At 39.5% G+C, this 20,770-nt stretch carries 17 protein-coding genes and 1 pseudogene; 14 read left to right on the forward strand and 4 right to left on the reverse strand.

All coding sequences use genetic code 11. From position 1 onward, the window contains the following. Nucleotides 1–315 precede the first annotated feature (315 nt). Nucleotides 316–1,131 (reverse strand): CRISPR system precrRNA processing endoribonuclease RAMP protein Cas6, encoded by an 816-nt coding sequence (gene cas6, locus G598_RS0110725; protein ID WP_080657017.1) that lies wholly within the window; start codon nt 1,129–1,131, stop codon nt 316–318. A 109-nt stretch (nt 1,132–1,240) separates the two neighbouring features. On the opposite strand from cas6, the gene G598_RS19765 reads away from it, so the two are divergent. The 10 genes from G598_RS19765 (at nt 1,241) to G598_RS0110770 (ending at nt 14,156) form a co-directional block, all read left to right on the forward strand. Next, on the forward strand, nt 1,241–1,462 hold the full coding sequence (locus G598_RS19765) for a hypothetical protein (protein WP_157833321.1): 222 nt from the start codon (nt 1,241–1,243) through the stop codon (nt 1,460–1,462). Nucleotides 1,463–1,561: 99 nt separating this feature from the next. Further along, entirely contained in the window at nt 1,562–3,238 is a 1,677-nt protein-coding gene (locus tag G598_RS0110730; protein WP_026766971.1) for a Cas10/Cmr2 second palm domain-containing protein, read from the forward strand. After that, nucleotides 3,235–3,945 (forward strand): RAMP superfamily CRISPR-associated protein, encoded by a 711-nt coding sequence (locus tag G598_RS0110735; protein WP_026766972.1) that lies wholly within the window; start codon nt 3,235–3,237, stop codon nt 3,943–3,945. Before G598_RS0110730 ends, G598_RS0110735 begins: the two co-directional genes overlap by 4 nt. Then, complete coding sequence (locus tag G598_RS0110740) at nt 3,942–5,606, forward strand: hypothetical protein (protein ID WP_026766973.1); 1,665 nt, start codon at nt 3,942–3,944, stop codon at nt 5,604–5,606. Before G598_RS0110735 ends, G598_RS0110740 begins: the two co-directional genes overlap by 4 nt. Nucleotides 5,607–5,608: 2 nt before the next feature. Continuing rightward, a complete protein-coding gene (locus G598_RS17755) occupies nt 5,609–7,060 on the forward strand; it encodes an RAMP superfamily CRISPR-associated protein (protein WP_051180227.1) in 1,452 nt (483 codons plus the stop codon). 3 nt (nt 7,061–7,063) lie between these two features. Continuing rightward, nucleotides 7,064–7,687, forward strand: coding sequence for a type III-D CRISPR-associated protein Csx19 (gene csx19 / locus G598_RS0110750; protein WP_026766974.1), 624 nt, complete (start codon nt 7,064–7,066; stop codon nt 7,685–7,687). Continuing rightward, nucleotides 7,680–9,890: a TIGR03986 family type III CRISPR-associated RAMP protein gene (locus G598_RS0110755; protein WP_026766975.1), complete on the forward strand. Its 2,211-nt coding sequence runs from the start codon at nt 7,680–7,682 to the stop codon at nt 9,888–9,890. The genes csx19 and G598_RS0110755 overlap by 8 nt, the downstream gene beginning before the upstream one ends. Nucleotides 9,891–10,046: 156 nt before the next feature. Next, nucleotides 10,047–10,517, forward strand: a complete 471-nt coding sequence (locus tag G598_RS0110760; RefSeq protein WP_245582799.1) for a CRISPR-associated protein — start codon at nt 10,047–10,049, stop codon at nt 10,515–10,517. Between the two features lie 12 nt (nt 10,518–10,529). Further along, nucleotides 10,530–12,260 carry a TM1812 family CRISPR-associated protein gene (locus G598_RS0110765; RefSeq protein ID WP_026766977.1) on the forward strand — a complete coding sequence of 577 codons (1,731 nt, stop codon included), beginning with the start codon at nt 10,530–10,532 and terminating at the stop codon, nt 12,258–12,260. Between the two features lie 63 nt (nt 12,261–12,323). Then, nucleotides 12,324–14,156, forward strand: a complete 1,833-nt coding sequence (locus G598_RS0110770; protein ID WP_211221566.1) for a TM1812 family CRISPR-associated protein — start codon at nt 12,324–12,326, stop codon at nt 14,154–14,156. Here G598_RS0110770 and G598_RS0110775 read toward each other — a convergent pair. Together G598_RS0110775 and G598_RS0110780 are read right to left on the reverse strand one after the other, a co-directional pair. Continuing rightward, nucleotides 14,143–15,393 (reverse strand): WYL domain-containing protein, encoded by a 1,251-nt coding sequence (locus tag G598_RS0110775; protein WP_026766979.1) that lies wholly within the window; start codon nt 15,391–15,393, stop codon nt 14,143–14,145. The two genes, G598_RS0110770 and G598_RS0110775, sit on opposite strands and share 14 nt — an antisense overlap. After that, entirely contained in the window at nt 15,371–16,342 is a 972-nt protein-coding gene (locus G598_RS0110780; RefSeq protein ID WP_026766980.1) for a WYL domain-containing protein, read from the reverse strand. Before G598_RS0110780 ends, G598_RS0110775 begins: the two co-directional genes overlap by 23 nt. A 227-nt stretch (nt 16,343–16,569) precedes the next feature. Here G598_RS0110780 and G598_RS19010 point away from each other — a divergent pair. Next, nucleotides 16,570–16,863 (forward strand): annotated as a pseudogene (locus G598_RS19010) (tyrosine-type recombinase/integrase); the annotation flags it as partial. A 79-nt stretch (nt 16,864–16,942) separates the two neighbouring features. Here G598_RS19010 and G598_RS0110790 read toward each other — a convergent pair. Then, on the reverse strand, nt 16,943–18,355 hold the full coding sequence (locus tag G598_RS0110790) for a sugar porter family MFS transporter (RefSeq protein ID WP_026766982.1): 1,413 nt from the start codon (nt 18,353–18,355) through the stop codon (nt 16,943–16,945). A gap of 498 nt (nt 18,356–18,853) precedes the next feature. Here G598_RS0110790 and G598_RS0110795 point away from each other — a divergent pair, with 498 nt between their 5' ends. The 3 genes from G598_RS0110795 (at nt 18,854) to G598_RS0110800 (ending at nt 20,760) form a co-directional block, all read left to right on the forward strand. Further along, a complete protein-coding gene (locus tag G598_RS0110795) occupies nt 18,854–19,714 on the forward strand; it encodes an AraC family transcriptional regulator (RefSeq protein ID WP_026766983.1) in 861 nt (286 codons plus the stop codon). Between the two features lie 64 nt (nt 19,715–19,778). Further along, a complete protein-coding gene (locus tag G598_RS19770) occupies nt 19,779–19,964 on the forward strand; it encodes a hypothetical protein (protein ID WP_211221568.1) in 186 nt (61 codons plus the stop codon). After that, nucleotides 19,924–20,760, forward strand: a complete 837-nt coding sequence (locus G598_RS0110800; RefSeq protein ID WP_026766984.1) for a sugar phosphate isomerase/epimerase family protein — start codon at nt 19,924–19,926, stop codon at nt 20,758–20,760. Before G598_RS19770 ends, G598_RS0110800 begins: the two co-directional genes overlap by 41 nt. The last annotated feature ends 10 nt before the right edge of the window (nt 20,761–20,770 follow it).

The following is a 20,770-nucleotide window of genomic DNA, read 5'->3' on the forward strand; positions in this document are numbered from 1 at the left end:
GTTGCAATACCGCAAGCGGTAGTAAAGGCCTGTCAACAGTGAGGCTCAGAAGCCGCGTGGTTCCTGGCCTCTAAACCCTGTTTTTGAAAAGGTTCGCCATTTTTTGCCAAAATCCTGCTGGCTGGAAAATTTTTTGTTTCGAAAATGCATGATTTTTACCCTCTAACCCTTAAAAAACAAGGCTTCAGCGTGTCCACGAAAAAAACGGAAAACCTCAACGGTAGAATGCGGCCTGCGAGAGGGGCGCGGAGGTTTTCCACTTTTGCTTGTAATTAGGTATATTGAGGTAAATCTAATAGTATAGCTGATTGCCATTTAGGAATTTCTTTTTATGCGAACCTGTCCTAATCCGTGTGCAGTCCAACGACCTACGCCGGAAAACTCTGCATAAGCAGCCAACAAGGCGATAAGTTGTTGGTCTGTTGAGGAGAGATGGGCAAGACTGTAAGTGAACTGACCAACAAAACCTGTAGCACTGCGATTGGAGGAAAGCGTTATTCTGCAGCTTTTTCCCTGCCATTGCAGCGGCAGAATGCTTGCTGCTGTGTCGCGGACTTGTTTTGCGGAGATATTTCCGGGCATAGACATAGCCGTCCATTTGTCAGCTAGTGAACCGAATACGAATTCCGGCAGGGGCCAGGGATAATCCTGAGTACCGGAGCGAAAGGTCGTGACGGAATGAAAGTCGATGTTTAAATCTAATGGCAGCGTGCAGGAAAAAAAATCTGCCAGCATATCCGTGGGGTCAACCAGGCCAGTATAGGCGCAGATTTCCGGATTAATGAGGACACGCTCGATTTGTAAATGTAGATTTCCTAAAGCAAAAATATGCCCAGGCTGCAGACTCAGAAAGGCTTGCAATACGTCATCTTGCAGGGCCGTCACGCGCCAGTGCAACACGGTGCCTTTGGTGATATACAAACGATTATTACGGCTAGGAATTTGCTGAGGAGATTCCAATTCAGCAAGGGTAAATGGTTTTATGGACATATGGTTATGGATATGCGTGGACAAGGCAGGAGAGAAGTCCTCCAAAATCTTGAAGCATAAACCATGCAGTTGTTGTCCGTGATTTAGTAGCAGGCTGCTACTGTTTAGCGCTCTCAATTCAAAGACAATAGCACCAATCATATATACGAGTATTCTGCTGCTAGAAACATAGAACGCTCTATCCACAGTATACCTGTTTTATTTCGTAATCCGGATGAATATTCTTAATTCACCGATGGAGTGTTTCTGTATGTTTAGCTTTTCTATGTTTGCAGAGGAAGCAGCAGTCTTACCACCTTTCTTTTTGAACGCTGAACGCATGTTTACGACTAAGGCACCTCTGCTATCTCCAAAGCCGTCTTCTTATGTTTATTCGTTGCTATTTGGAGAAATCCTGCTGTCTGGAAAATATTTTGTTTCGAAAATGCATGATTTTTACCTTTTATTGTCAGGTTGTTGTGTTGTCGCTTGAAGGTACAGATTTGAGCGATTTTTTTAGAAAAGCAGGTTTTTTCAAGTGATTGTCGAAATATTGTTATAGTAGTTAGAAAATTAGATGAGGAGGATGTGTATGCTAGTCAGCGCAATTTTGTTTGATACAAGATCAATACAACGGTATATCTTTTCTGGAACCAAGCTTCGTACGAATATAGGTGCTTCTTATCTGGTGGATACGGTATATGATCAGGTTCTTTTTCCGGTTTTATACGATAAATTTGGCAGTAGCAATGTCGACACAGAAAGTTGGCGTCAGGGAAAAATGCTAGGGGATTTGTCAGAAAACATACAATGTGCTGTTGGTTCTAATGGTGGTGGCAGTATTTTGTTGTTGATTAAAAATCCGATTGAGCAAGATGATTTGAAGGATATAGTGGCTGGATTTAGTCGTAAGCTGCTAGTGGAAAGACCTGGACTTCACATTGGAGCAGCGTTTGACCGTGAAATCAACTTGGATGATGGAACAAAATTTAAGGACGATTTGGATCGTCTGTACAAGAAGTTAAAAGAAAATCAAATGACGGTTTTCCCAGAGGTTAGTATTCCTTATACAGGCCTTACATTAAGATGTCCTGTAAATAATGAAACAGCAAATTATTGGCAGGAAAAGGGAGATGAAAAACGATTTATTTCACAGGAAACCGCGATTAAAGATATTTGCTCAATAAAGTATACGGAAAAACTGAAAAAATTATATACAACGATTAGTCAGAAATACGATTTTCCTATGCAGTTAGAAAAATTAGGCCAGAGAAGAAGTGAGGACTATATTGCGATTGTTCATATTGATGGAAATAATATGGGGGTAAAATTTCGGTCATGTGAAAATCAGCAAAGCCGCAGCAGATTATCGGAAGAAATTCGCCGTAAAACAGAAGGTTGCTTTGGCAGGTTACTAAATTCTATTGATGCGGAATATGATACTTATCGGCAGTATCTTGATGTTGGGGAAGAATATGCCGATGATGGCGGAAAACCATTTTTGCCGATTCGTCCGATTATTTTAGGTGGTGACGATGTTACTTTTGTGTGTCCGGCAAAACTGGCAATACGTTATACGAAGAGATTCATAGAGTATATGATGGCTGAGGATTCAGTAGATGATTTAACATCGTCCTGGGCAAAAAAGGTAGATTGCTGTGCAGGGATTGCTATATTAAAGACAAGTTATCCGTTCTTTAGTGGCTATAAACTGGCTGAAAGCCTTTGCGATGAAGCCAAGAAAAGAATGCGAGGAGCACTTCGCCAGAAAAATGAGGCTGTTTATGATGAATCTGGTTTAATGGATAAACCGGAGGTGGGAACAAGCTGGTTGGATTTTGCTATACTTCACGGCGAACAAGCACCTGCTTTAGCACAGATTCGTGAGCAAGAGTATCGTGGAGCCAGAGGGAATATGCATTTTGGGCCATATCAGGTTGGTCATGATATGGGCGCCATTCTTAAAGAGCGCCGCTATGATATAGAAAATCTCATAGATGCTGTTCATCAGTTACAGAGTGGTAAATATATGGCAAAAAATAAGATTAAGCGGCTGCGCAGTGTGTTGGAGCATGGAAAACACGAAGCACAGGAATTTATGCAGCAGCTTGAACAACAAAAACCTGTACAAAAGCTTCCTGATATTGCGGAATGGGCTGTATTTACCGAGCCAGAGAATGCAATGTGGAGTAAGGAAAATCCTAGCAAAACACCTTATGTTGATGTCATAGAGATGATGGATTTTATTCCAGAGGAGGCAGACAGATGACTGCAATAAATGTGAAAATTAAAACGTTATCACCTATACATATAAACTCGGGGCAAGCTAATGTTAATGTAGATGCGGAAGTTATTCATGACCGATTCGGCATGCCTTATATGCCGGCTAAACGGTTTAAAGGACTTTTGGCAGAATCAGCCATAGAACTGCAGGAGATGGGGGAAAGAGCAGGGCTGGCTGTTCTTCGGGATGTAAATCTCAATCAGCTGTTTCATCAAAGTGCTACAAATAAGCAGGTTTTAGTGGAAGAGAAAATTGGAGATTGCCAAGATATACAGATTGTAATGCATAATCTGTATATTGCCGAACCAAATGAATATCAATCTATGTGTGTAGCTTGGAAATCGATTCAGGCTCTTTACCCAGAGATAATCAATGCGCAGGATGTTTTACAGGAATATACCAGTATTCGTTATCAGACAAGATTAGAGAATGGTGTAGCGGTTAAAGGTTCTCTGCATAATATGCGGGTGGTAAATCCGGGCGTAGTATTTCAGGGACGGTTAGAACTTAAGGGGAAAAATGCAGAGGAGTATTTAGGATTTATCCTGCTGGCAATTAAGAATATACGGAATGTAGGTTTGAAGCGCAACCGTGGTTTTGGCAATGTTGTATGCCATGTAGAGCTGATAGATGAACGCAATGCAGAAGTAATCGTTAAGGACTTTTTGGAAAGGGGGAAAAAGTCAGCATGAAGAAGATAGATGTTAAGATAAAATTGCTTTCTCCCGCAGTCTTGTCTACGCTTGGCAGTGCGCATGTAATGACAGAAACGCATAAGTTTATTTCTGGCTCGATTTTACGAGGACTTTTTGCACAACGATATATTGAGATGCAGGAATTAGGCAGAAATGCTGATGAGCATGCTGGTTTTCGTCATATTTTCTTTTCAGGGGCGCGTTTTGTAGATGCAAATCCAATTTGCAAAGGGGAACGTGCAATAACGCTTCCGATGTCTCTGCAGAAGGAAAAAGAGGGGATTGGTGGGAATCGTGTACCGAAGATACAGGATTTGCTCAATTTGAATGGCAAGGCGGCAGCCAAGGGGTTTAAGTCTTTTAGAGGTATGGCGTCTGTTGTTGGAAATGAAATATATAAAGCAAATGTAAAGACGGTTATCAATTTTCATATGAGTCGGAGTGGAGCCAAAGAACGGCTTAAAGGCAGTAGTCAAGATGGCGGAGTATATAGCTATGAGGCTGTATGTGAAGGGCAGTCCTTTATCGGAACCATTATTGGTGAGCAGGAAGTTTTGCAGAAGCTGGTTGATGGTCTGAATTTAGATGGCAACGGCTTTATGGCATATATTGGTGTTTCCAAATATACGCAGTATGGTAAATGTAGTGTGGAGTTAAGTGAAATAGAAGATCTTAATGAAGCAGTGCCAAAAATCGAAAATAAAGTGTTGCTAAGATTGGATACGCCGTATATTCCGCGAGAGAAATATCGTGGAAATGCAGAAATGGAGCTGGCTGCTGTCATTGACTGTTTAAATCACGACACAGAAGATAAGCCATTTTCTTTGGGGCAGGTCTTTGCTGGGAATGTAGACGTGGATAATTTTGTTGGGGCTTGGAATATGTGGCGCCGTCGTGATTGTGCATTAGCGTCCGGTTCTGTTTTTGAAGTGAAGAGAAAGGGCGTTTGGACAGATAGAGATTTGAAAACATTAAATGCGCTGATGTTCAAAGGAATTGGAAAACGGCGCGAAGAAGGGTTCGGACAGTTAAGAATTTGGTCTGTTGATGCTTTGGCTATGGGGAGCAACATACAGGAAAAAGATACAGAGATTCAGGCGAATATGGTTATACCGGAGGCGGTGAAAAACCAGATAAAAAGTATAATTAACGGACGGATATTTAATCAGCTTCAGATTTATGCTTATGAAGATGCAGCAGAGGCTCGTATAGAGATGGGAACAGGCATGGCTCATTTTTTTGCCCGTCTTGAACAAATGCTCGAAGAAGCAAGAAAAAATAAAACTTCGGTACAAAAAGCTATGTCAGCAGCAATAAAAGAAAATAAGGAACATCAAGATGATAAGATTCATGCCAGGGATAAGGCGCATACTCCGTTCCAAGAACATCTGAGTAAAGTATTTATCCGTAAAAAGGCTTCTTTGGGAGAATATTTGGAGTGCAGGGCTGGGATTATGCCTTATTTAGACAGAGACTTGCATCATCTGATTAAGGATGTAGGTGCAGGTTCCGAAGAGAAGGTAAAATCATTACTTAAACTTGCTGATGGCAGCATTGCTGAAGATAAACTGGCAGACAATGATTATTTTTATACGTATTGGCATTGGTTTTTCCGTTATGGTAGAAAACATGCAACTAAGAAACCGAGGAGGCAGTAATTATGGGGGAAGAACATATTGTCGGCAAAATTGTAATAACTGGCAGTCTGAAGCTGGTTTCTCCTTTGCTTATCGGTTCAGGGCAAGATGATTATCTATCCGATAATGATAAGGATATACATGTTATGAAAGTAATGGACGATAGGGGAAGGATGCAGTGTGTTATTCCGGGAACGTCTATTGCTGGTGTTCTGCGTGAATTAGTTGCTGAACAATGTCGATTGAGAAATAGCGGAATAAATAATCGACAGATATATAGGGAATTATATCAGTTATTTGGCGAACTGGATATTATGCAGAGTTCTATTGATGTGAATGATGTTATTCTGGAGAACGCACAGATTGTCTATCGAGATGGTGTACGTATCGATGAGGATATGGGAGCCGCGATAGATGGTGCAAAATATGATTATGAGGCAGTTGATCGCGGCGCAGACGGTAAATTAAGACTGGTCATAACCCTGCGCGGTATTCATACGGAAAATCCGGCGGAATGGCAAACGGCAAATATCAGGCCGGAAATATTGAATGTAGTCTTTTATATCCGTGAATGTTTGGAAAAAGGTATTCGTTTAGGTGCGATGACCGCTAAAGGATTAGGTCAGATAAAAGTAGAGCATGTGCAGGCGGGATTGTATGATTTTGCTAACGCTAAAGATGTTACTAACTGGCTGTTGCAAGAGATTCCGGATAGCCAACGAGCGGGTAAATTTCTGCAGGAAAAGAGTTCATGGACTGATCGTAGCAACTATATGTCTGTAGATGCAGATTTTGCATTGAAGTCATCACTGATTATCCGGGATTATGGAACGGAAGTTAAGACACAAGACGGCAGACGCGTAACGATATCGTTAAAAAACAAGAAGGAGTATATTATTCCTGGAACAAGTATAAAAGGTGTGCTGCGGCATCAAGCGGCATACATTTTGGATTCATTAGGACAAAGAAAAGATTTTCTAAGTGATCTTATGGGATCATCGGAATCAGGAAAGCGTAATGATACAACAGAAGGACGTGTCAAAAGCCGCTTCTTTGTAGATGAGGTTTACATTGCGGAAGGAAAAAAAGCTGCAGTGCAAGCTAAAGAGATAACCCGTAACCGCATTGACCGTTTTACAGGGGGAACGATTGAATCGGCCTTGTTTGCAGAACGCCCCCTATGGCAGCATGATGACCGTGTACCTACTGTACATTTACGTTTTTTTATAAAAGATGCAGATGATAAGGATGCGGGCCTTGCCTTGTTCTTATTAAAAGATTTATGGCAGGGAAAAATTGCTATTGGTGGTGAAGCCGGTGTTGGTCGTGGTACTCTAAAAGGATTGTCGGCTAAAATCACCTATCATGATAAAACATATGAGTTGGATATGAATGGCAGGCTGATCGCGGGTAATCCGGATGCACTGGAACATTTGGCAAAAGCATTTGTAATTTATGCCAAAGAGGAGGTCTGACGCATGGAAAATAATAGACATGGAATGGATTTAGCAAAAGAGCAGCTAAAAGTAATGGAATGTCCGTTGTTATCAGCATTCACCCGTATTGAATCTCAAATGTTTAATGTAGACGAGCTGGGCAATATCATCAAGTCCTGGTTAAAAAAATATATGCATAATAAAGGCAGTATTGTTATTTGGACATACGCCGAGATTACTTGGGGAATATGGAATGGTGAGGAAATTTGTACGTCAGGTGACTGTGTAAATTTTAAAGATATTTTGGAACTGAGAGCTTTTAATGAACAGGAAGAATTACATTTGGTTAGGGAAGATAACGTATTAGAGGGACGTTACGTAGAAGATGGAATAGGCAGTAATACCTATTATGTAGATAGTTTTGCACGTCTTTTTGGAGAACGGGACATGCAAGCAGATATTCCCCAAGGTTTTGTACGACTGTCTGATCCTAAACGTAAATTGGAAATGGATGTAGTATGTGATGAAGATTTAGTGGGTGTGCAGTATTTGGGGCTCGAAACACGTAACTATGTAGGTGCAGATGAAAAGACAGGTCTTTCTGGATATGTTGATTATCGATTTATTGCAGTAAGACCAGCACAGGGAGGACATAGGAATGGCTAAACCAAAAAAACGTGAAGATAAGAGAGAACAAAATATAATTGATGAAAATCCTTTTGCAGCTGCTTTTCGAAAAAGTGGATTGGCTAATGAAGAACAGTTGGAAAGTGCCAGGCATGACAACGCTTCAAGGGAACAAGCACGTGCCCAACAAAACCAGAGAAAAAATATGACTTTGAGTCAACGGGGAAAAGCGGGAAAGTCGGGAAAGTTTATACCAACTCCCAGCGTGGCAGGCAAAATATATGGGCAGATAAAAAATATCTCTGCGGCCACGGTTCCTGCAGATATTGCTACAGCTCCCTATAATTTCATTCCTCTGCCGGAAAAAGCATTGTCGTCTGAACTAGGGGAAAAGATTGGCAATATATTGATAGAGGATAATCATTGGAAAGAGAAATTGTCTAAGGAGGAACAGAGTGCATTGCGCGATTTGTTCCATGACTTTCGTTTTTCAGGAGATCGTTATAGTGGAGAAATTGAACTTAACATAAAAGCACTTACCTCGTTATTTATTGGAGGCAATGAGAGTGGTGAAACGTTTGCTCCTGCTGGCTCACCAATGATTCCTGGAAGCAGTTTGCGTGGAATGGTTAAGAATCTATTCCAGATTATTACATGTGGTGCATGGGAAAAAGGTGAAACTCTTACAGGGAATCATCCTTATTATAGATGTCTTATTGCATCTAATCGTGCACCACAAAATAAAATCCTGAATGAATTATATAAGGATCGTATGACCAGTACGGAAGATGGTAAGGTCAAGAAAGTAGCTAAACCAGGATTTTTAGTCAAGATAGGGACAAAATATCGTATTTACCCAATTATCGAGGACAAAGAGCATTCTATTGTTATTAAAGAGTATAAAGAAAAGTATAGGGCAGATATTTCTAAATCCCTCGTTCGTTGGGATGGTGAAAGAGCGTATGTGCAGGTAGGGCTGATTTCTGCCAAATCAAGAAACAATCTCAAGAGTAAGGATGAGATTGAACAATTCATGCGAGTGACACCTGCCGAAAAACGTAAGGATATTGGCAAACAGTATTATCGTTATATGAATGTTAATGAACTTAACAAGGCCAAATACTTTGAAGTGCCAGATGATGTAATCGAAGAATATAAAAATGATAAAAACCGTGGCGGTGTAAATTTGCTCGATGGCAGCAGTAAAAAATATATTGAAGGTAATATGCCGCAGAGTATTGCTGGTTTTAGCGAATCTTACAAATATATTGTTCCCTGTTATTATCTCTTGGAAAATGGTGTGGTGACTAGTTTTGGGCATGGGCAGTCATTCCGAGTGGCTTATCGGAATTCTATTATGGATGCCATTTCAAGTGAATTGACCAAGCCTGTGGTCGATTTTGCTTCTGCTGTATTTGGACGGAGTCTTAGCGCAGCATCATGGGCTAGTCGAGTGGCCTTTGACGATGCAAAACTGATATCAACTCATCGAAATGACGAAAAAGCAAAAGCTAGGGCCTTAATGAATCCTAATCCCACATCTATCCAGCTTTATTTGAACCAAGACAGCAAGGAGTCTTTATTGCATTGGGAAAGCAGCAATGCAAGAATTCGTGGCTATAAAATGTACTGGCATAATCCAAAGACAACTTGGAAAGCATCGCCGCAGGAGATTGAACAGATAGATGGGAAAAGAGATGAACAAAAAGGTGGTATACTAAAAAATATACAACCTCTTGCCAAGGATAGTGAGTTTAAGGGTGCAATTCGCTTTAAGGAGTTGACAGCCTGTGAGTTGGGAGCGTTATTGAAGGTTTTCCATGTATGCCCTGAAGGGCAACCGGCTTATAAAATTGGTATGGGAAAATCGATTGGCCTTGGTAGTATAGAGATAAAGACTAAGCTGCAATTAGAGAATGGCAGCCGTTATACACAACTGTTGGATAATGATTTTCTGCATAATTCATTGACGGAGGAATCAAATCCAGATAAGTTCATACGTGTTTATGAGGAATATGTATCCCAGCAGAGCATGAATGCTGTGTACAAAAAAACAATTAAGACGTTAGGTTTGATGCTAGACTATCGCAATACGGAACTTCCTTATTGGGCCGATGCCGTTGCTCCTATAGATGGTTCTACCAATAATCAAAATCAAGATAATGTGGATAAACGTTTTGAATTACGTTCGATATTGCCTGATGTTGAGAAAGTTATTGAACGCGCGGAGAAACCGATGTAAAGTCTGCTGGAGGAGAAATTAGCTGCTGGGAGCCATAATGTACAGGTTAAAGGCAAATTTAGACGTGAGAACATGGATTCCCGTTACCTTTGCCGGAACTGGTATTTGGCTCCCTGGCAGGAAAATGGCGTCAGATATTCCTGATACTGGCATACTATGCAGATTTTGCTGGTGCAGGAAAAATTACTGGACGAGGATTTGGAAGGCTTGTTACCAGTTGGCAACAACTTGGAGGAAAAAATGGATAATGCAATATTTATAAATCATACCAATCATCCATCTGCAAGATGGTCGGAACAACAAAAAAAGGCTGCGTTTGTCTATGGAGAGATTAAAGATATTCCTTTTCCGCTTATCCCTCCCGAGGAAAGTTCGGAAAATATCAGAGAATTAGCCATAAAAATGGCAAAGACGATAGCAGACATGAACCCTAAAGCAGTGTTGTGTCAAGGTGAATTTAATTATGTATTTTGTTTGGTCGATGCATTATTGTCGCAAGGAATAAAGGTAATGGCAGCTTGCAGTGAAAGAATTGTACGCGAATGGACAGACGAAAATGGTGAACAGCATCGTGATGCGGTTTTTCAATTTCAGCAGTACAGAGATTATATAAGGGCAAAAAAGTAGAGAAGATAAATTATGGAAAGAAATATAATGATTGCTTTTGTCAGTCTTGTTAATGGATATTCACTACAGAATCCCATTCATTATCCTGACATTATGGGAGAGCCATACACAGCCATTCAAACGAATGAATCTGCTGTGGTTTGGATAAAAAGATGGCTAAAAAATAAACCGTTAGATAAGTTATTTTTGATTGTCAGTAAGACAGTAAAAGAGGATTATATTTCAGATGATACTGAATTTGGTCGTGTAACACATAAAGAATTTTTAGAGAAACGTCTTCTACTAAACTTCCCTGATTTGGAAGGGAAGTTTCAGTATTTTGATTATTCAGAAGGAATGGAGATTGATAATAGCGATGTTGCGCAACAAGAGTTAGGACAAAATCTCTTAGAAGTTGCAAATATTTTCCAAGGAATACAAGCCTATATGGATAGCAATAAGGAAGATATAATAAATGTTCATGCAGATATGACTGGTGGCATGAGACATGCTTCTATGATGATGTTATCTATTATGCAGTTACTTAAATATAATGGAGCAAAAATATGTGAAGTATTGTATTCGGATCAGAAAAAGAAGCAAGTATATCAAGCAAACTCTATTCAGAGAATGTTTACACTGATAAATGGTGCGGATGAATTTTCACGGTTTGGTAGTGTAAATGCAATCATGGAATATTTTGAACCCAATAAGGAAAATTTAAGTGGTCCATTAACGGAACTATTAGAAGCTATGCAGCATTTTTCAGATTCCATTAAGATATGCAGCACAAATGCAATTTTAGATGAAGTTAAAAATTTAGGAAATAAAATAGAAATTTTTCAAAAAACAGGCGGAGAAACATTAGATGAAAAAATCTTTAGTCAAATGATTACGACGATACAAAAAGATTATGATACTTTACTAAAACCGAATGTTAATCAAATCGATATTATAAAATGGTGTATAAAGAAAGAATTCTGGCAGCAGACTCTGACATTATGTACAGAATGGCTACCAGAATTACTAGTTGATAAAAAAATAGCGTTTACTGATAATAAGGTTGTTATCGATGCTTGCGAAAAAGAAGGCGAAGGAATGTCGCGAAGCTGGAAACAAGATTTTATCATGACGTATAAAGGTATCAGCCAAAAAGAGAAAATAGCTCCTATTCGTAACTGGCTGAAACTTACTGCTTATAATATCCCCAATAAAACAGAGATAGAGCGGAATTTAAAAAAATTCCCGCGATTAATGAGCATACTGTTAGAGTATATCAATTGTCAAAAAGAATATTATAAATTACAAAGAAATATAAGCGATTTAAACAATTTTTCTAATACGTATAAATCACTTTATAAAGCATTAAATAAAATATATAAAAAATATGCGCAAAATAATAATTACAAAAAAACATTTGCATCTTTTATCACTGGAATGGATTATCAAAAAATACAAAAGGAAATAAGTGAATTATCACACAGTGATTTTTGGGATCTGCTTGAAATAGAAGAGCCTAAGCCAATTCTTAGAGGTTCAGATAAGTGGAATAATCGATGTATTGATTATATGAAAATGATGGAAGATAATATTTTGTGTTCAAAATGTGCTTCGCCTATGGAAATGATGGAATTCTTGCATGACTATCACGAAATAAAGGAAATTAGAAATACCATCAATCATGCATCTAAAGAGGATAAATATGATATAAAAAAGATATCGAATAAAATTTCCATGTATTTAGATAAGTTAAGTATGTGGTAATTAATAGATAACACGAAAGGATGGTTAAAAGTGAAGCAACACATAGTACTAACATTTTTAAGTATGATAAGAACAACAGCGGTTTCTAAAGAGGAGAAAGATACGCGAGTTGCTGATGAAACGTTATATGAAAATATAAATGGTGAGGGAACACGCACCACAAATGAATCTGCTTTAAGGTATCTGTTACAGGAATATAATGGGGAGAAAATTGCTAGAATATTTGTTTTTGCTTCGAATGCTGTAAGGGATAATAAATTTGCTTTTTTTTCAAAAGAATATAATAAAAAGCTAACACATTTAGACTACTTTCGTGAAAGAATGAGAAAGTTTATTCCCTATATAGATGAGTGCATGCCAGAAAGTGCAATCTTCCCTTATGACGAAAATGGTACAATAAATGATGCATTACGTAGTGTAACAAAGATGTCTCAGTGGATAGAGTCATTTAAGAAAAAGTATGAAAATGATGATGTGATGTTACATGTTGATTTGACGGGAGGAATGCGTTCCGTCAATATGATGATGTTGGATGTAGTTCGCCTTATGGAATACAACGGAGTTAATAAAGGATATTTACTTTATTCTAATTATAATAACTCTTCGAGAAAAGGTAAGGTAGAGAAATTAGATAGTATATATAACCTCTTTGGACTGATATCAGGAGCTGAAGAATTTATTCGTTTTGGCAGCACAAAGGCCTTTAAAGATTATTATGGTGATGGTCACCATAATGTTTCTCCACAACTGAAGCGCTTGCTTGAAGCTATGGATTGTTTTGCTGAGGAGATAAAACTGTGTCATTATGGACAACTCGAAGAAGCGATTATAAACCTGCATGATGCTGTCCATGATTATGATGTGCAAAATAGTGATGATGTGGATGAACTGTTAATGGGTAGTTTAATTGACCGTATTCGCTATGAATATCATAATTTGATAATAGATAGAAAACTTGATGATTTAAAGATTATTAGATGGTGTCTAAAAAATGGATATATGCAGCAAGCAATGACAATATATACGGAGCGTATTCCTGAATACATAGGAGAGAATAATTTAATTTATTTAGATGAAGAAAAAAGAGATAAATTAAATATATTAGTAAAAAAAGACAAGATGAAGCGTAATTTATGGTTCTATTTATTAAATGAATGTGATAAAGTGTGTGAGAGTATAGGTGAAAAAATAATTGTTAATGATAAACCCAAAAATATTGTAATAGACGAATTTGACAAACGTGAAGCAATTGTATCATCTGCTATCAATAAATTTTGTAAATCAGTTAAGCGTGATTTTATTACGCAGATAATAAAAAAGACCAGTGATTTTGATTTTGACGCTTGGTTAGATAAGAATATGATGCAATTGCAAAAAATGAATATGAAGCTAACGGAGGAAGATGTTGATACATTGCGTAGTCAATGTGAAGCGTTGATAAAAATAAAGAACGATCCGAGTATCCTTTTGGATATTGACAATGCGGATATTTATTCATTGCACAAACTTATAAATAAGCAAAGAAAAGCATTGCTCGAACTAAATAAGGGGTATATGCGATTTAAAATGATTAGTACATATATCAATAATGCTTCTGTTGATGAAATAAAAGAAGTATTCCCTATGCCAAAATCGGCGATAGAATTAGAGGAAGAATATCCTTTGGCAATGAAGGAATATTATATGATTCAGAATAATATATTTTCTCCTACTATAGAAATAAATAAATTTTTAAGCATTATGAATCGATATATACGCATAAAAGACGAGCGTAACCATAGCAACCATGCCAAAAAAAATATAAGTGATTTCACTAGTGCGGAAGAGTTAAAAAATTTCATATTTCAAAGTTTAGATGAAATAGAAAATGTAATGACAGAAATTAACGATGTATAGAAATTGAATATTTACGTAATATTTCTTGTAAGTCATTTTTCATACGCTCACGTAGACCGTCTTGGCCAGGAAGTATCTCGGCCCATGGCTGAATACTCCAAAGCCAAGGATAAAGTTTAAGTGGATCTGATACTGAAATAGAACAAATAAACGCAGAATCTTCTTCAAAAACTATTTGAAAATTATAGGGAGCAAGGGCATATTCACGACAAGTGCGCTCTTGCTCATTTTTATATGTTATACGTAATCGTAATTCTTGCGTATGCTCTTTAGATGAAGATTTTTTATGAGGAATATTTTTTTTGACAATAACTTTTACGATTTTGTCGATGCGTAGAGAAACACGTTCAGAAGATTTTTTATAATGTATTTTTTCTGCAATTAGGTACTGCCTATTGTAATCATAATCTGTATGAATAGCTATAGGAGCTACAGTTATATCAGGCCTTTTATCCCTTTTTATGCATAATATTTGTTTTTTGTTAATGGCAGTGATAATTGCTAAAATTATATCATCGTCAAGAATTCGAATATAAGAATTGTTTTTGAACTGGAAAAAGGAATCCTTGTAAGATTCCTGAGGATGGATTTCCAATAGATTTTGAGTAAGTAAATATCCTGGTGCAGATAACAATCCCACATTTTTATAAAAATTGATAGCCGTAATTAGATAGTAAGTATCTTCATGGGAAAGTTCGTTTAATACTTGCGGAATTAAGGTGTAGCATATTTTCTTTCCATTGTAGTTTTTTTTCAATAATCCAATTTCAGTTAATTCATTTACTCGCCGTCTAATCAATTGTTCTATGTCTGTATTTTCTATATCATCAGAAGCCGGTTCGAAATACATGAGTTGGTCATGTAATTGATTCACGATTTCAGTTAGTGATAGAGGCTTAGTTGCTTTGGCAGTTATTTGCAACAACAATATACTGTGTAAACAGGAATCTGGTAATATGGTTTTTAAAAAAAATGAATTAACCAGATAATTTTGCTGACTAATGTATGGATTCACTCGGAAGGTTATATGTGTATGTCTTTTGCGTCTAGATTCCATTATATTTTGCTTTGGAATAAAAAAACGCATTTGACGTAGTTCGTCATCATAAGTGCGTTCTTTTATTCCAAAAAGTTGAAATAATTTTCTGTGATAGCATCCGTATGATATGATACGAAGAAAAAGCCGTAAATTGGAATGGCTTTGATTAAATTTATTAATGGTTTTTGTCAAATTCATCTAAATTCCCCTCTTGTGTTTGAAGATAAATGTTTTGCATTTTTAAGATGTTTGATATTATTTTTTGGCGAATATCTTCGGGAGATTGCACAACTACAGAAACGCCAAGACTTTGTATTTTTGATATAACATCATCTTCATCAAATTTGTAGTATTGTATAATGAATATATATTTTTCGTTACTGTCAATATGCGTTTCCTTATCATAGGTACTAAAAAGAAATAAACATCGTTCTACTGAGTTGCGCGTAGGCGTTAACTCTAATGTAACTTGCTTCTTATTTTGCTCAAGATATGTAAGTATTTGTACTGATGTTTCAGAGGAGATTCTTTCTAAAGTTTTGAATAAATGAATATTCTTATTTAAATGGATTTTTAAAACTTTTTTGTGTTTTTCTTCCCAAGCAATTAGACTGTATAGTCCTGTAGCGAGGTCGTATTCCAATCTATATGGAATAATATATTGGTGTTTATCGATGATTAGAGCTGTTTTAGATGAAAGCGCGTTAATGATTGTTCGAAGAATAGGTTTTATTTCTGAATCGCTGTGTGGCCTTCCATGCCAAACTGATTTGTTATATAAAGGAGTGACATTTTTTAAACGATTAATCAAATTATTACGCAGTTCTTCTGGTAATATAAAATCAAAGTTGTCATCTAGCAGCATACTTTTTAACCAAGCCAGTTCGGTATCAGTAACCAGCGATGGTACGGGAGCAGTTATACAAATAGAAGCAGGTGAATTCGGAGATTCGAATTGAAAAACCTTATCAATTATTGCTAGTTCACGTTCATCTTCAGGAGCTTCATTATATTGAAATTCTGGGATTTCTTTTATACGTTGTTGTATTTCCTGCTTTGTGATTTTTTTTCCAGCATAGATTTCATTTATGATTTGACAAAGCAGATGAAATAAAGGATTGCTAGTTCGGTTGAATAGTTCTTTCATAGATGATATCTCCAAACAATTTTATAAATTTTTTTACGTTTTACCATACAATATATATCATTCATTAATTTCGCTTAGCCTATTGAACTGTTGTAAAACGCAGCTCAAATGGAAGTGAAGGGGATTTTAGGTTAGCAGTTGCCAATACCATCTAAGATATGTAATTTCCATATAAAATCTTGTTTTCCTGCTTTTCTAATCAATTTAAATGGAAAAAAGGCGGCGTTCTCACGCCGCTGATTCTTTCTTCGTCGAATCGGAACCTGATGGGGCGCATTTCCCGCAATGGCATCCGCTCCATTATGAACAAGGCGCTGACTGCTTGCGATTTGAAGCACCCCGGCTACTCCTGTCATGTCTTTCGGCACAGCTGCGGCACAAATTTATACAAAGAAACCAAAGACTTGCGACTGGTGCAGGATACGCTTCGCCATCGAGACCCTAAAGTAACGGCCCGCTATGCTCATGTAGTAGATCGGCTGGACAAAAGATATACAGCCAAACTTGTACCACATGAATAATCGGTGTTTGTTTATGACAAAACCGCTGCCTTTTAAAGACAGCGGTTTTGTCATTTTGTGGTTTGAGCGTGAAACAATTTTAATGCTCCACTACAGCAGTGTGCATTTCTTTCCTCCCATCGTCACTGCGGAAGTCTTTTTCAATCTGCTCCAGGGAGCGACCTTTGGTTTCGGGAACAAATTTGAAGGTGAAAAGCAAACCTAAAACGCCTAAAGCGGCAAAGATGAAGAAGGTGGAGGACAGTCCAAAGGAGGAGAGCAGTACCGGGAATGACAGGCCTACGCCGAAGTTGGTGAGCCAGAGGCAGAGTACCGTAACGCCCATGCCCATGCCACGCAACTTGGCAGGGAAGAGTTCAGAGAGCAAGAGCCAGGTGACAGGTGACAGGAAGCCTTGCTGGAAGAAAAGGAACGTAACGGTAAGGGAAAGCACGATGTAGGGCAGGGCAGCTGTTCCGGCCAGCAGGCTGGAAAGCAGGCCAATGGCACAAAGACAGCACATGGTGCCAATCTGTCCCGTCATCATCAACGGCCTGCGGCCGTGACGCCCCAACATCCAGATGCCAAAGAAGGTGGCCGTGACGGAAATTACGCCGTTGGCTACGTTGCCGATAAGGGCAGCTTGCGTAGAGAAACCTGCCTCTGTGAGGATCTGGGTGCCATAGTACATAATCGAGTTTACGCCGGAGATTTGCTGGCAGATGGCAATCCCCATGGCAATGAAGACAATATGGCGAATCCAGGGCGTGGCCAGGTCAGCGTAAGTGGCTTTTTCCAGATTCTTTTCCGTGGCCAGATTGTCCTGAATCTCATTGAATTCTGCTACGGCTTGCTTTTCGTCACGGATTTTCCGCAAGACTTCCATTGCATCGCCAATACGGCCCTGAAGTACCAGCCAGCGGGGACTTTCGGGCATGACGAGCATACCAAACCAAAGGACGATGGCCGGTAGGGAGGCTATGGCAAGCATATAGCGCCAGATGTGGGCCGTGGAGCCAAAGACCACGCCCATGATAGCATTTAGTACAAAAGCACAGAGCTGGCCGGTGACAATCATCAGTTCATTTTGCGTCACCATACGCCCTCTTCTATCCGAAGGGGACATTTCAGCCAGATAGGCAGGTACGGTGACGGAGGCACCACCTACTGCCAGGCCAAGTATGAAACGGCAGCCCACCAATATCTCTGCCGTGGGAGAAAGGGAGCAGCCGAGTGCTGCGCAGAAGAAGATAAGGGCAAGATACAAAAGCATCCGGCGGCGCCCATGGTTATCTGCGATGCGGCCGCCAACAAAAGAACCGATGGCAGCGCCAAACAGAAGGCCGCTGGCTACCAAACCTTCCATGAAGGGGGTGAGGTTCAGCTGATCCGGGCGGGACATAAAGGCCAGAGCGCCGTTGACTACGCCGGTGTCATAGCCGAAAAGCAGTCCGCCGAAGGTCGAGATGATGGTTACTCTTTTCAAGTAAGTATTATGTGATTGTTCTGACATAGATATTTCCTCCTCGAAAGTATCTCTTAAACATAACAACCACGCCGAAAATATTTCCTATCCCCGTGCCTGCAGGCGCATAGACCAATCTTTCGGCACGGTATGATGGGGCGCCTCCTCTTGGAGGTCTTCCCCTGGCATTTGAGCCACTTTTTTGTAAGATTCTCGGGATAAATTTTGATTACATGATGATAATTTTTTAGAATTGTTCGAACAACTGTTGATTACAATTTAGCATTGATTTTAATTGTTGTCAAGAAGGCTGCAACTAATCAGAGCATAGATTATATTTCGTTTATATTGCTTTTTTGCAGGATAGCGCAAGTGAAACGGTATGGAAGAAATTGGGTGCGGGAACACAGTGCAGGATAGCGCAATTGTCAATCATAAAATTTTTTTTACTTTTATTTTTTCCTGTTTTCCGAAAAAGATTTCAGAAATGAGGACATATGTCGTGTTATAATGACCTTAATCAGATTATTGGGAGGCGAAGATTTTATGTCTGTCATCTTTTACAATAGGAATGATACAACCCGTCCGCTGGAAGGGCTGGAGAAAATACAGCTTCTCTACGCTTGCCGGGCTTCCATGGAGCAAGGGGGCATGCCGTCAGCCTTTCATGTCCATGAGCATCATTTGGAGCTGCAGTATATTGAGGAAGGGGAAGCGGTGATCCGCATTGACGACCGCATTTATCAGGTGCAGGCGGGGGATGTGGTGGTTTATAACGCCGGCAGCCGTCATGATGAAAGTGCTGAAGGGGGCATGTGTTTTTATAACTGTGCCATCAAGGGCGTTGCTTTGCCGGGGAAGGCAGAGGGAGCTTTGTTGATGCCGGAGGAATCGCCTATTCTGCACACAGGGGAACTGCGGCCTTTGATCCAGGAACTGTTCAAGGAAATTCACCGGCATATTGTGGCAGGACGCAGCCGCAGTGGCAGCATCTGTCACTATCTTTTAGGCTCACTTCTGACCGTGCTTATTTATGAAGTCCCCCATGAGGAAGAAGCCTGCCGGGAGCGAATAGATGAGTATTTCCGCCAAAGCAAGCTTTATATGGAAGAACATTTTGCCGAGGAGCTATCCATTGAGGAGCTTAGCTCTTTGGCCCGCATGAGTCCTTCGGGCTTTGCCCATCAGTTTAAGAAAAAGGTAGGCATTTCTCCCTTGCAATATTTGATTCGCTGCCGCATTGGCAGAGCACAGAATCTGCTTATCAGTACCGGCAAATCCATCACAGATATCAGTATTGAGGTTGGCTATGACAACCTGAGCCATTTCAATAATCAGTTCAAACGATTTGTAGGCCTTTCTCCGCAACAGTACAGAAAGGAACGGGTGGGCAGTCCCATCTATTGAATCCATGAAACCTTCCCTGCAAAGGGAAGGTTTTTTTATGCGCATTTCGTGTTGTTTAGCAAAAATGAACAATTTTGCTATTGTTTTGGTTATATTTTTGTATTATTTGAGCAGATTTCCTCAAGAACAGGAGCGTTTTGTGCGCTATACTTTAACCATACCAAGCAAACAACAAACCGCTGCGGCGGAAAAAGAAAGGAAGCATCATTATGAAACTTTCCATCAATCAGGCAACAGCTCTGGAGTGTAAAGGGTTCAGCCTGGAACGGGATTTGGAGCTTTGTGAAAAGTACGGCTACGATTATATCGAGCCACGCACCATGGATGGTATGGTGCAGTATTTGGAGAAGCACACCATTGAAGAATTGGCGGAGTATTTCAAGAGCCACAAGGTAAAGCCGCTGGCTTTTAATACCCTTTGCTTCTTTAATAACCGCAGCAGCGATGAGTTTCAGGGCGTGTTGAAGGAACTCAAGGAAATGTGTGAATGGGGCAAGGCCATTGGCTGCAAAACCGTAATTACTGTACCAACCGTGGACAAAAAGCTCCATAAAGACGAGATTCAGCAATCGGCTGTGGCGTGTCTGAAAGAGATGGGCAAGATTGCCAAGAGTTACGGTATGAGGATTTCCGTGGAATTTTTGGGAGCGCCTACAGCTTCCATCAATACCTTTGCTGATGCCTGGAAGATTATTGAAGAAGTGAATATGGACAATGTGGGCATTACCATAGACTGCTTCCATTTCCATGGTATGGGGTCCCAGCTGTCTGATTTGGCCAAGGCTGACGGCAAGAAGATTTTCGTGGTACACCTCAATGATACGGAGGATTATCCTATTGGTCTGCTGACCGATGCAGACAGGCTTTGGCCCGGAGATGGCTGCATTGATTTGCAGGGAATCTTCAAGACGTTGAAGGAGATTGGCTGGCAGGAAGATGTCGTTTCACTGGAGCTTTTCCGTCCTGAGTATTGGGATATGGACGCTGATGCTGTTTACCGCATGGGCAAGGAAAAATCAGAAGCACTTTTGCAGAAAGTTCTTTAATGGATATAGG

Source organism: Selenomonas ruminantium subsp. ruminantium ATCC 12561, assembly GCF_000424065.1.
Taxonomy (GTDB): domain Bacteria; phylum Bacillota; class Negativicutes; order Selenomonadales; family Selenomonadaceae; genus Selenomonas_A; species Selenomonas_A ruminantium.